This is a genomic window from Marinobacter sp. KM021, from assembly GCF_050707965.1.
Classification (GTDB): domain Bacteria; phylum Pseudomonadota; class Gammaproteobacteria; order Pseudomonadales; family Oleiphilaceae; genus Marinobacter; species Marinobacter shengliensis.
On record NZ_CP136129.1, the window covers coordinates 3,507,958 to 3,520,187 of the forward strand.

Annotated in this window: 10 protein-coding genes; 3 read left to right on the top strand and 7 right to left on the bottom strand. The window is 58.6% G+C overall.

Annotated elements, in window-relative coordinates:
• The first annotated feature begins 13 nt into the window (after positions 1-13).
• The 3 genes from RVM24_RS16465 to RVM24_RS16475 all read left to right on the top strand — a co-directional run bounded on the left by RVM24_RS16465 (position 14) and on the right by RVM24_RS16475 (position 3,799).
• A complete protein-coding gene (locus tag RVM24_RS16465) occupies positions 14-1,153 on the top strand; it encodes an acyl-CoA dehydrogenase family protein (RefSeq protein WP_058090895.1) in 1,140 nt (379 codons plus the stop codon).
• Positions 1,150-2,505, top strand: a complete 1,356-nt coding sequence (locus RVM24_RS16470) for an FAD-dependent oxidoreductase (RefSeq protein WP_058090896.1) — start codon at positions 1,150-1,152, stop codon at positions 2,503-2,505. The genes RVM24_RS16465 and RVM24_RS16470 overlap by 4 nt, the downstream gene beginning before the upstream one ends.
• Positions 2,506-2,587: 82 nt before the next feature.
• On the top strand, positions 2,588-3,799 hold the full coding sequence (locus RVM24_RS16475; protein ID WP_058090897.1) for an alginate export family protein: 1,212 nt from the start codon (positions 2,588-2,590) through the stop codon (positions 3,797-3,799).
• A 97-nt stretch (positions 3,800-3,896) separates the two neighbouring features.
• Here RVM24_RS16475 and glmS read toward each other — a convergent pair whose 3' ends face one another.
• From glmS to RVM24_RS16510, 7 genes are all read right to left on the bottom strand, one after another.
• Positions 3,897-5,729 (bottom strand): glutamine--fructose-6-phosphate transaminase (isomerizing), encoded by a 1,833-nt coding sequence (glmS, locus tag RVM24_RS16480; protein WP_431474416.1) that lies wholly within the window; start codon positions 5,727-5,729, stop codon positions 3,897-3,899.
• A 29-nt stretch (positions 5,730-5,758) separates the two neighbouring features.
• Positions 5,759-7,123, bottom strand: coding sequence for a bifunctional UDP-N-acetylglucosamine diphosphorylase/glucosamine-1-phosphate N-acetyltransferase GlmU (gene glmU, locus RVM24_RS16485; protein ID WP_420194850.1), 1,365 nt, complete (start codon positions 7,121-7,123; stop codon positions 5,759-5,761).
• A 150-nt stretch (positions 7,124-7,273) separates the two neighbouring features.
• Entirely contained in the window at positions 7,274-7,696 is a 423-nt protein-coding gene (locus RVM24_RS16490; RefSeq protein ID WP_061333192.1) for a F0F1 ATP synthase subunit epsilon, read from the bottom strand.
• A 38-nt stretch (positions 7,697-7,734) separates the two neighbouring features.
• Positions 7,735-9,129 carry a F0F1 ATP synthase subunit beta gene (gene atpD, locus RVM24_RS16495; protein WP_058090901.1) on the bottom strand — a complete coding sequence of 465 codons (1,395 nt, stop codon included), beginning with the start codon at positions 9,127-9,129 and terminating at the stop codon, positions 7,735-7,737.
• 54 nt (positions 9,130-9,183) lie between these two features.
• Positions 9,184-10,044, bottom strand: a complete 861-nt coding sequence (atpG, locus tag RVM24_RS16500) for a F0F1 ATP synthase subunit gamma (protein WP_061333191.1) — start codon at positions 10,042-10,044, stop codon at positions 9,184-9,186.
• 70 nt (positions 10,045-10,114) lie between these two features.
• Positions 10,115-11,659 (bottom strand): F0F1 ATP synthase subunit alpha, encoded by a 1,545-nt coding sequence (gene atpA / locus RVM24_RS16505; RefSeq protein ID WP_058090903.1) that lies wholly within the window; start codon positions 11,657-11,659, stop codon positions 10,115-10,117.
• A gap of 28 nt (positions 11,660-11,687) precedes the next feature.
• Positions 11,688-12,224 carry a F0F1 ATP synthase subunit delta gene (locus tag RVM24_RS16510; protein ID WP_058090904.1) on the bottom strand — a complete coding sequence of 179 codons (537 nt, stop codon included), beginning with the start codon at positions 12,222-12,224 and terminating at the stop codon, positions 11,688-11,690.
• Positions 12,225-12,230: the final 6 nt, after the last annotated feature.

Genomic DNA, 12,230 nt, shown 5'->3' on the forward strand with positions numbered 1-12,230 from the left:
CCAGAGGTAAGCCATGAACAGCGCTGCTGTATCACCCTCAATTGCTCTTCCCTGGGCAGACGATGTCCAGGTGCTGGCGGATGTCAGCCAGATAGCCCGGGAGCAGCTTGCTCCCGCCGCCTACCGTATCGATCACGAGGGCTATTATCCGATCGATATCATGGCAAAACTCGGTCAGGCCGGCGCGTTTGCCGGCCATCTCGACCAGTACGGCTCTCGCTATGGCCTGGCCATCGACTCCATGCATGAGATCAGCCGGCACTGCGGCTCCACCGGTTTCATGACCTGGTGCCACGACGTTTGCGGGCTCTACATGGAGCAATCCGGCAATCCGGCTTTGTTGGCCCGCTTGCCAGACCACGCCGCCGGTAGAACCTTCGGCGGAACCGCCCTGTCCAATCCGATGAAAGCCTTCACCGGTATCGAAAAGATGGCGCTGAAAGCCAAAAAAGTACCGGGTGGTTATCGGGTTAACGGTACCTTGCCCTGGGTCAGCCACATTGCTCCGGGGCAGTACTGTGGCGTTATCGCCGCGGTCGACCGGGAGGATGGCAGTCGCTCCCACGAGATCATGTTTCTGCTGGACCTGGATGAGCGGGTAACGCTCAGAAAATGCCCGGAGTTTTCCGGGATGGAAGGCACCAGCACCTGGGCGGTTCCTCTGGTCGACTATTTCGTCAGTGAGGATCAGATGATTGCCGATCCGGTGCGGCCCTTTATTCAGCGCGTTCGCACAGCGTTCATCCTGTTACAGGTGGGCATGGCCACTGGCGTTATTCAGGGTTCGATTGACTCTGCCCGCGAGGTGGAGCCCTCCCTTGGCCATGTGAACCAGTATCTGCATGACCGCCCGGACGAGCTGCAGGCGGAATTTGACGACATCAAAGCTCAGGCCGCCAAACTCGCCGAAACCCCGTTTGATGGCAGCAAAGACTTCCTGCTGGACGTACTGGATCTGCGCGCCCGGGGTTCCGAAATGGCGCTTAAGGCGTCCCAATCGGCGCTACTGCATCAAGGCGCGCGCGGTTACCTGATGACATCGGCACCCCAACGCCGCATACGCGAGGCCCATTTCGTCGCCATCGTTACACCGGCCCTCAAACACCTGCGCTGGGAGATGGCCAAACAGATGCGTGCAGAGGTGCCGGCATGAGTGAGCAAAGTGTCGATCAAACCACGCCCTGGCGACAATACATTTGCCTCGCCTGCGGGCTGATCTATGACGAGGAGCAAGGCGACCCGGACAGCGGTCTGGCGCCGGGCACCCGCTTTGAAGACATTCCGGACGATTGGGAATGCCCGCTGTGCGGCGTCACCAAGACCGATTTCGAGCTATTGAAACGGCAGGAAATCACGGTTTGCGATCAGCCGATGCACTTCAACCGCAAACCCGGCGTGGTGGTGATTGGCGCCGGCATTGCCGGCTGGTCCACTGTGGAAGCGCTGCGCGCACTGGACGCCACGGTTCCCATCACCCTGGTCACGGCTTGCAGTGGCGATACCTATCACAAGCCCGAGCTTTCGGTGGCTATCAGTCGCGGCGCGGATAAAACCACGCTGGTGCGGGAAACCGGTTACCAGGCCGCACAACGGCTTGGTGTCCAGCTGATGGCGCAAACCTTTGCGGTTGGCTTGAGCCCGACGTTAAAGCAATTACGCACAACCCGCGGATCGCTCAACTACACCCAGCTGGTGCTGGCCCAGGGCGCGCAACCGATACTGCCGGCGCAACTGCCGGCGCCCCTGTGTTGGCGGGTCAATGATCTGGCCGGGTGGTCTGGACTGCAACAGGCGCTGGCGCAGGGTAAACAGTCCATCGCTATTGTCGGCGCCGGCATGATCGGCTGTGAACTGGCCGAGGACTTTGCCCGCGCCGGGCACACGGTCACCCTGCTCGACCGCAATAACGCACCGTTGGCCGGGCTGCTGCCCGACAAGGCCGCGTCCCGCCTGGTCAGCAGCTTTACCCAACTCGGCATCAGCTACCTTGGCGGCGTGGATGTGACCGGCGTGGCCGCACACGACAATGGCAAGCGCTCAATCACCCGCCAGGTGGGCCAGCCCCTTGAAGTCGATCACGTTGTGGCAGCGACAGGCCTGGCCACCGATAACCGGCTGGCCCGTCACGCCGGCCTGCAGTTTCAACGGGGCCTTGCGGTCGATCCACACACACTGCGTACCAGTGACCCGGACATTTATGCGCTCGGCGATTGCATCAGTATCGACGGCATGCCTTGCCGCTTTATCGAACCGATCAAACATCAGGCACAAGCGATTGCCCATGCGGTCATGGGCCTGGATGCCGTGACCTATGAACATAACCCGCCGGTGATCAGGCTGAAAACCCGAGCCATGCCGGTGGTTCTGCGCGGTCAACCTTCGGCTGAGGGAACCTGGAAGACCGTTCACGACACGCCCGACCAACTGGTGATGGAGCAATGCCTGGGCGATCAATCGATCTGTCATCTGACGGTCGGCTCGTCTAATCAAAGCCAGGCGGCCTGACCCCTGCGATCCGTCGCCGATACCAACTCCGGCATCAACCGGCCAACAGAACGTTTTGTCATTAACGGAAAAGGAAGCAACTATGAAAGCACGATTGATCCGACATTCGGCCTGTATGCTGGGCTCCCTGGCGCTGGCCACTCCCGCGCTGGCAGCGGAACACTCCCTGCACGATGCCCTGAGCAACGGGCAAGTCTCCGGCGATGTCCGTTTGCGGTATGAGGCGGTGGATCAGGACAACGCCCTCAAAGACGCCGATGCCCTGACCATCCGCACCCGGCTGGGCTACACCACCGGCAGCTACCATGGCGTGACCGGAGTTCTGGAGTTTGAGGATTCCCGCACGGTGATGGGCCTGGACGATTACAACAACACTCAGGGTAAAAATACCGATTATTCGGTCATTGCCGATCCGGAGACCACCGAAGTCGATCAGGCTTACCTGCAATACAGCGGCGGCGACGTCACTGCGCGCGCCGGTCGCCAGGTCATTGTCTATGACAATCAGCGCCATGTGGGTCATGTCGGCTGGCGACAGGACCGGCAGACCTTTGATGGCGTGCGCCTGACCTATGCACCCACGAGCCTGCTGACGCTGGACTATGCCTATCTCAACCAGCGCAATCGGATCTTTGCGGAGGCTCAGGACCTGGCCACCAAAGATCACCTGCTGAACCTGGGCTATCAGACCGGCTTCGGCAAGCTCAGCGCCTATGCCTATCTGCTGGAAGTGGACGACGGCACAAACAACGGCCTGGATACCGTGGGTCTGCGGTTTGCGGGTGATTACGACCTGGAATCAGTAAAACTGATCTACGCCGCCGAATACGCCAGGCAGGAAGCCAAATCCGGCGCCACCGAGTTTGACGCTGACTATTACTCGCTGAAGGCGGGGGCGGGCGTTAAAGGCATCACCATTGCCCTGACCTATGAGGTCCTGGGCTCCGACGATGGTAATTATGGATTCGCCACGCCGCTGGCCACGCTACACGCATTCAACGGCTGGACGGACCAGTTCCTGGCAACACCGGCTGGTGGCCTGGAAGATATTTCGCTGACGGTATCTGGCGCTCTCGCGGGTGGTCGATGGGCGTTTGTCTATCATGACTTCAGTGCCAACGAATCAACCCCGGCCGTGGATGACCTGGGCGACGAATGGGGCGTGGCTTACAACCGAGGCTTTGCTGAACACTACACTGCGGGCATCAAGTACGCCCGGTACTCCGCCGGTGACAGTGCCGCCGGCAAAGTGGACACCAACAAACTCTGGCTGACCCTGGGCGTGACCTTCTGAGGATGACGTGGACAGGGTTGAAATGCGGCTGTTACCGCCAGCGTTTCAACCCTGTTTTCGTTAACCCACTTGGCTTTCAGTTTTCCAAGCCAGGCGATTATTCCACCGTCACACTCTTGGCCAGGTTGCGCGGCTGGTCCACATCAGTGCCCTTGAGTACCGCCACGTGATACGACAGCAACTGCAGCGGAACGGTGTAGACGATCGGCGCAGTGATTTCGTGGACCGATGGTAGCTGCATCACGTGGATGCCCTCTTCTGGCTTTACCTCTGCGGCTTTGTCAGCGAAGACGAACAATTCACCACCACGGGCACGGACTTCTTCCAGGTTGGATTTCAGCTTTTCCACCAGGTCGTTGTTGGGGGCCACGGTCACCACGGGCATTTCGCTGTCTACCAGAGCCAGGGGGCCGTGCTTCAGCTCGCCGGCCGGGTAGGCTTCGGCGTGGATGTAGGAAATTTCCTTGAGCTTGAGAGCTCCTTCCATGGCGACCGGGTACTGGGAACCCCGGCCCAGGAACAGGCTGTGGTTCTTGTCCATGAAGGCTTTGGACATCTCCTCGATTTCGCCATCCAGGGCCAGCACATCGTTGACCTGGCCCGGCAACAGGTGAATGGCCTTCACGATGTCGGCTTCCCGCTCGGCATTCAGGCCGTTGTGGCGGGCCAGGGCCAGGGTGAAGATCAGCAGGGCGGTCAGCTGGGTGGTGAACGCCTTGGTGGACGCCACACCGATTTCAGGGCCGGCCTGGGTCATGATCACCAGGTCGGATTCCCGCACCAGCGAACTGCCCGGTACGTTGCAGATCGCCAATGCCGCGCGGAAACCTGCTTTCTTGGCCTGGCGCAAAGCCGCCAGGGTATCGGCGGTTTCGCCGGACTGGGAAATGCACAGGAACAGGGTATCCGGCTGGATCACATGCTTGCGGTAGCGGAACTCGGAGGCTACTTCCACGGAACAGGGTACGCCGGCCAGGTCTTCAATCCAGTAACGGGCCACCATGCCGGCGTGGTAGGAGGTACCACAGGCGATGATCTGCACGTGGCGCACGTTCTCCAGGAGGTTTTCGGCATCGGTACCCAGGGCTTGTTCCAGCACCCGGGTAGCGGTAATCCGGCCTTCCATAGTGGCCTTGATCACTTTTGGCTGCTCGTAGATTTCCTTGAGCATGTAATGGCGGTACTCGCCCTTGTCGGCGGAATCGGCACCGTGCTCGAAACGGCTGATGGCGCGCTCAACCGCCTGGCCCTCGCGATCGTGGATCTCGATCTTGTCCTTGCGGATATCAGCGATGTCGCCTTCTTCGAGGAACATGAACCGGTCGGTGACCGGCAGCAGCGCCAACTGGTCAGAGGCGATGAAGTTCTCGCCGATACCCACGCCCACCACCAGCGGGCTGCCTTCACGGCACACCACCAGGTGGTCCGGCTCGTCGGCATGAACAACCGCCAGGGCAAAGGCACCGCGCAGGCGGCTGATAGCGGCTTTCACGGCATCGTAGAGCCTGCCGCCGGCCTTGTAGTTCTTGCCAATCAGGTGGGCAACCACTTCGGTGTCGGTCTGCGAGGTGAACTCAAAGCCTTCGGCTTTCAACTCTTCGCGGAGTTCCTGATAGTTCTCAATGATGCCATTGTGGACAATGGCCAGGCGGTCGCCAGACATGTGCGGGTGGGCGTTCACCTGGGATGGCTCACCGTGGGTGGCCCAGCGGGTATGGGCGATACCGAGATGCCCAGCCAGGGGGTTGGCGCTGATAGCATCAGCCAGGGCAGCAACCTTACCGACTTCCCGGGCACGCTGCACTTCCGGCTTGCCGTTGATCACGGCCATGCCAGCGGAGTCGTAACCCCGGTATTCAAGGCGGCGGAGCCCCTCCAGCAGAATACCCTGGACATCCCGTTCGGAAACCGCTCCTACAATCCCACACATGCTGTTATCACCTGTCAGTTATTCGGTTGTTACGCTTTTTTCGGCCGTTCCCAGCCCGCGATATTCCGTTGCTTGCCCCGGGCCACGGCCAGTTCGCTTTCCGCGACGTTGCGGGTGATGGTAGACCCCGCACCAATGGTGGCCTCGGCCGCCACCGTCACCGGTGCAACCAGCGAGGTATTGGAGCCCACGAACACACCGTCGCCAATCTCGGTTTTGAACTTGTTCACTCCATCATAATTGCAGGTGATGGTGCCTGCACCCACATTCACATTACGACCTAGAGAGGCGTCGCCCACGTAGCTCAGATGGTTGATCTTACTGCCCTCACCCACTACGGCTTTCTTGGTTTCGACAAAGTTGCCCACCTTGGTGTTGGCGGCCAGTTCGGTACCCGGGCGCAGGCGGGCGAACGGGCCAATCTGGGCATTGGCACCTACAATCGCACCTTCGAGCACGCTGTTAGCCTTGATTTCGGCACCATCGGCGATGGTGGAATCCTTGATCACACAGTTCGGGCCGATCACTACGTTGCTGCCAAGGCTGACTTTGCCTTCGAACACCGCGTTCACATCAATCCACAGATCGTTGCCGATGGTCAGCTCACCGCGCACATCCACCCGGGCCGGGTCTGCCAGGGTGGCGCCCTCGGTCATCAGGCGTTCCGCCTGCTGGCGCTGGTACCATCGCTCCAGTTCCGCCAGCTGCAGGCGGTTATTCACGCCCTGCACTTCAAACGGGTTCAGGGGCTGGGACACCGTAACCGATAAGCCATGGGTAACGGCCATAGCAATGATGTCGGTCAGGTAGTATTCACCCTGGGCATTGCTGTTGGATAGTGTGGGTAACCAGCTTTTCAGGTGCCGGGCAGAAACGGCCAGGATACCGGTGTTCACCTCGTGGATATCTTGCTGCTCGGCGGTGGCGTCTTTCTGCTCCACAATCGCTTGCACCTGGCCCTCAGCGTTACGAACGATCCGGCCATAGCCGTGAGGGTTGTCCATATCCACGGTCAGCAGGGCGAGATTGCCATCGTCCAGGTCACAGACCATGGCTTCGAGGGTGTCTTTGCGGGTCAACGGCACATCGCCGTAGAGCACCAGTACCCGGGCGTCGTCCGGCAGATCCGGCAGGGCCTGGGCCACGGCATGGCCGGTGCCCAGTTGTTCGGTCTGCATCACCCAGTTCACCGAGGGTTCGTCCAGCGATGCCCGCACCTGGTCTGCACCGTGGCCGATTACCGTGTGAATTTTCTCCGCCCCCAGCTGCTTTGCGGTATCAATCACGTGATGCAGCATGGCCTTGCCGGCCACCGGGTGTAATACCTTGGGTAGCGCCGATTTCATTCGGGAGCCCTGGCCTGCCGCCAGGATCACAACGTGTAATGGGCTCATGGGGCGGTACGCTCCAATCTGGTGGTGAATCTCAAAATAAAAAACCGCGTCCCGGTGAATAACCGGCCTTCCCCTTGCGGGTGTGGCTGGTCATCCACCTGCGGATGCGGTTCACGGTCAGGCCAGTCCGGGCCCTGACACAAACCCTGCTTAGCGCAGGTGCTTGCGCAGTTTCTGGATGGTGCGCAGCTGAGCGGCGGCTTCTGCCAGCTCGGCGGCGGCACGGGAGTACTCAAACTCGCCTGTCTTGTTCGCCAGTGCCTTCTCGGCTTGCTTCTGGGCTTCCAGGGCTGCCGCTTCGTCCACATCCTTGGCACGAACTGCGGTATCAGCCATCAGGGTCACCAGGTTCGGCTGCACTTCCAGATAACCACCGGATACGTACAGAATCTCCTCGGCGCCACCCTGCTTGATGATCCGCACTGAGCCGGGCTTGAGCTCGGTCAGCAACGGAGCATGGCCAAGCTGGATGCCTAGCTCACCCTCGGTACCGGTGGCGATCAGCATCTCCACCAGGCCCGAGTAGATTTTTTCTTCGGCACTTACGACGTCACAATGTACGGTCATAGCCATTTCTTACGCCTCTTGGGTCAGAAAGGGAAGAAGGTAATTTACTTGCCTTCTTTCGCTTTCATTGCCTTAGCCTTCTCGATTGCCTCTTCGATGCCACCGCACATGTAGAAGGCCTGCTCCGGCATGTCGTCGTAGTCACCGTTCAGGATGCCTTCGAAGCTGGCGATGGTTTCCTTCAGAGACACGTACTTACCCGGGGAACCGGTAAATACTTCCGCTACGTGGAACGGCTGAGACAGGAAGCGCTCGATCTTACGGGCACGGGCTACAGTCAGCTTGTCTTCTTCAGACAGCTCGTCCATACCCAGGATCGCGATGATGTCTTTCAGTTCCTTGTAACGCTGCAGAACGTTCTGAACACCACGGGCAACGTTGTAGTGCTGCTCGCCGATCACCAGCGGGTCCAGCTGACGGGAGGTGGAGTCAAGCGGATCGATCGCCGGGTAGATACCCTTGGAGGCGATGTCACGGCTCAGTACCACGGTCGCGTCAAGGTGCGAGAAGGTGGTGGCCGGAGACGGGTCAGTCAAGTCATCCGCCGGTACGTAGACCGCCTGGATAGAGGTGATAGAACCGTTCTTGGTAGAGGTGATCCGCTCCTGCAGCTGACCCATCTCTTCCGCCAGAGTCGGCTGGTAACCTACCGCTGAAGGCATACGGCCCAGCAGTGCAGATACTTCGGTACCGGCCAGTGTGTAACGGTAGATGTTGTCAACGAACAACAGAACGTCACGGCCTTCGTCACGGAACTTCTCGGCCATGGTGAGACCGGTCAGGGCCACACGCAGACGGTTTCCTGGGGGCTCGTTCATCTGGCCGTAAACCATGGCAACCTTATCGAGAACGTTAGACTCCTTCATTTCGTAGTAGAAGTCGTTACCTTCACGAGTCCGCTCACCAACACCGGCGAATACGGAGAGACCGGAGTGCTCTTTCGCGATGTTGTTGATCAGTTCCATCATGTTTACGGTTTTGCCTACACCGGCACCACCGAACAGGCCAACCTTACCACCCTTGGCGAACGGGCAGATCAGGTCGATAACCTTGATGCCGGTTTCCAGCAGGTCAGCAGACGCTGCCTGGTCGGCGTAGCCCGGTGCTTTGCGGTGGATAGCCCAACGCTCTTCTTCACCGATGTCGCCCTGCTCGTCGATCGGACGGCCCAGTACGTCCATGATACGGCCCAGAGTCTGGGTGCCCACGGGTACTGAAATCGGCTTGCCGGTATTCTCAGCTTTCAGGCCACGCTTGAGGCCTTCGGTGCTGCCCATTGCGATGGTACGAACAATGCCGTCACCCAGCTGCTGCTGGACTTCCAGAGTTGTTTCGCCACCTTCAAGCAGCAGTGCGTCATAAACGCTTGGCACGGAGTCACGTGGGAATTCCACGTCGATAACCGCGCCAATGATCTGAACGATGTGTCCGCTACTCATGCTCGGTTCCTCGTTATCTAGTAGTCAATAAAACCAGTAGGTTTGTGAGCGTTATCAAACAGATGCCGCGCCGCTCACAATCTCCGAAATCTCTTGGGTGATGGCTGCCTGGCGGGCCTTGTTATAGGCCAGCTGAAGCTCATCGATGATGCCACCGGCGTTGTCTGTCGCGCTCTTCATGGCAATCATCCGGGCAGCCTGTTCACAGGCCAGATTCTCTACCACACCCTGATACACCTGGGATTCGATATAACGTGGCAGTAGCCCGTCAAGAATCGGACGTGAATCCGGCTCATAGAGATAATCCCACTGGTGACCTACATCCTCGTCATCACCTTCCGGCAATGGCAGCAGCTGCAGCGAATGCGGGCTCTGAGTCATGGTATTCACAAACTCGTTGCTCACAAGGTACAGGCGATCAATCTTGCCCTGCTCGAAACCATCGAGCATCACCTTGACGCTACCAATCAGCTCACTTGCAGACGGGTTGTCACCCATATGGGTAACCGCCGCTACAACGTTGCCACCGTAGTTACGGAAGAAAGACGCGCCTTTTTGCCCAATGGCGCAGATGTCGGTCTCAACACCCTTTTGTTTCCATTCACGCATTTCGCGAACGAGCAGTTTGAACAGGTTGGTGTTCAAACCACCACAAAGGCCACGGTCGGAGGAAACTACAATGTAGCCTACCCGCTTGACCTCACGCTCCTGCATGAACGGATGACGGTAATCCTTGTTGGACTTGGCAATGTGTCCGATTACCTGCAGCATCTTTTCGGCGTATGGGCGAGTTGCCTGCATACGGTCCTGAGCTTTACGCATTTTACTCGCCGCCACCATTTCCATGGCGGAGGTGATCTTCTGCGTGCTCTTGATGCTTCCGATCTGGTTACGTATTTCTTTTCCGACGGCCATAAGTCACTGCCTTTTCAAGTTAGACACTCAAAGGGACCAGCAGGCCCGCACAATGGCGGGCCCAGTGGATTTACCAGCTCTGAGTGGTCTTGAATTTCTCCAGAGCAGCTTTCAGGCCAGCGGTGATGTCGTCGTTGAAGTTGCCCTCGGGGCCGATCTTGTCGAGAAGCTCTTTCTGCTCGGAACGCATCCAGTCCAGCAGCTGTGCTTCAAACTTCACAACCTTGTTTACATCAACATCGTCCAGGAAGCCTTCGTTTGCTGCGAACAGTACGGTACCCATTTCCGCAACGGTCATCGGGCTGTACTGGTTCTGCTTCATCAGCTCGGTAACGCGCTGACCGTGCTCCAGCTGACGACGGGTTGCTTCGTCAAGATCGGAAGCGAACTGGGCGAATGCCGCCAGTTCCCGATACTGGGCCAGGGCCAGACGGATGTTACCGCCGAGCTTCTTCATGATCTTGGTCTGGGCTGCACCACCTACCCGGGATACGGAGATACCGGCGTTCATGGCCGGACGGATACCGGAGTTGAACAGGTTGGTTTCCAGGAAGATCTGACCATCGGTGATGGAGATCACGTTGGTCGGTACGAACGCAGAAACGTCACCAGCCTGGGTTTCGATGATCGGCAGCGCGGTCAGAGAACCGGTCTTGCCTTTCACTTCACCGTTGGTGAACTGCTCAACGTAGTCAGCGTTAACGCGGGAAGCGCGCTCCAGCAGACGGGAGTGCAGATAGAAAACGTCACCCGGGAATGCTTCACGTCCTGGCGGACGACGCAGCAGCAGGGAGATCTGACGGTAAGCAACAGCCTGCTTGGACAGGTCGTCGTATACGATCAGAGCGTCTTCACCGCGGTCACGGAAGAATTCACCCATGGACGTACCGGAGTACGGAGCCAGGAACTGCATGGCGGCAGGATCAGCGGCACCGGCGGCAACCACGATGGTGTGGTCCATGGCGCCGTGCTCTTCCAGCTTGCGCACAACCGCGGCAATGGAAGACTGCTTCTGGCCGACGGCAACGTAGATACACTTGATGCCGGTGTTCTTCTGGTTGATGATCGCGTCAATCGCTACAGCGGTCTTACCGATCTGACGGTCACCGATGATCAGCTCACGCTGGCCACGACCGATGGGAACCATGGTGTCGATGGCTTTCAAGCCAGTCTGTACCGGCTCATCAACGGACTGACGGGCGATAACGCCAGGTGCAACCTTCTCAACCGGAGAGGTCAGGCTGTTACCCAGCTCGCCCTTACCGTCGATCGGGTTACCCAGAGAGTCAACCACACGGCCCAGCAGTTCGTTACCAACCGGCACTTCCAGGATACGGCCGGTACAACGAACTTTCTGACCTTCGGCCAGACCTTCGAAGTCGCCCAGTACCACCGCACCAACAGAATCACGCTCCAGGTTCAGAGCCATGCCGTAGGTGCCGTTGGCAAATTCAATCATCTCGCCGTACATAACGTCGGCCAGACCGTGGATCAATACGATGCCGTCAGATACCGACAGGATCGTACCTTCGTTCTTTGCTTCGGAAGAGATGTCGAGTTTCTCGATTCTCTTCTTGATGATGTCACTGATCTCGGATGGATTCAGTTGCTGCATGCCTTTGTCCTCAAACCTTGTGCTGAAATCAGGAGCCCAGAGCCTTGGCCATTCTGGCCAGCTTGCCACGGACTGAAGCGTCGATAACCAGGTCGCCTGTGCGTACTACCACGCCGCCGATCAGGGACTGATCCACCGCGGTTTCAAGCTCAACCTTGCGCTCCAGCTTTTCGGACAGTGCTTTGATCAACTTCTGCTGTTCGTCGGCAGACAGTTCGAACGCTGTGTTCACCGCCAGTTTGACGGTGCGCTCGAGATCCGCGCGATACAGACTGAACAGCGTAGCAACTTCCGGCAACAGCGCCAGACGCTTGTTTTCAGCAAGAATCAACAGGAAATTTCTGAGTGCTTCAGGCAGGGGCTCTTCGAAACAATCGGCGAAGAGTTCCGCCTTGCGTTGCTCAGACAGGCCGGGATTGGCCAGGATGTTCGCTACCTCTTGGTCAGCCGCGACCAGACCTGCAAAAGCCAGTGCCTGATCCCACTGATCAACGGCATTCTGTTCTTTAGCGGCATCGAATACGGCTTTCGCGTAGGGTCGGGCTAACGTAGTCAGTTGTGCCATGATGAC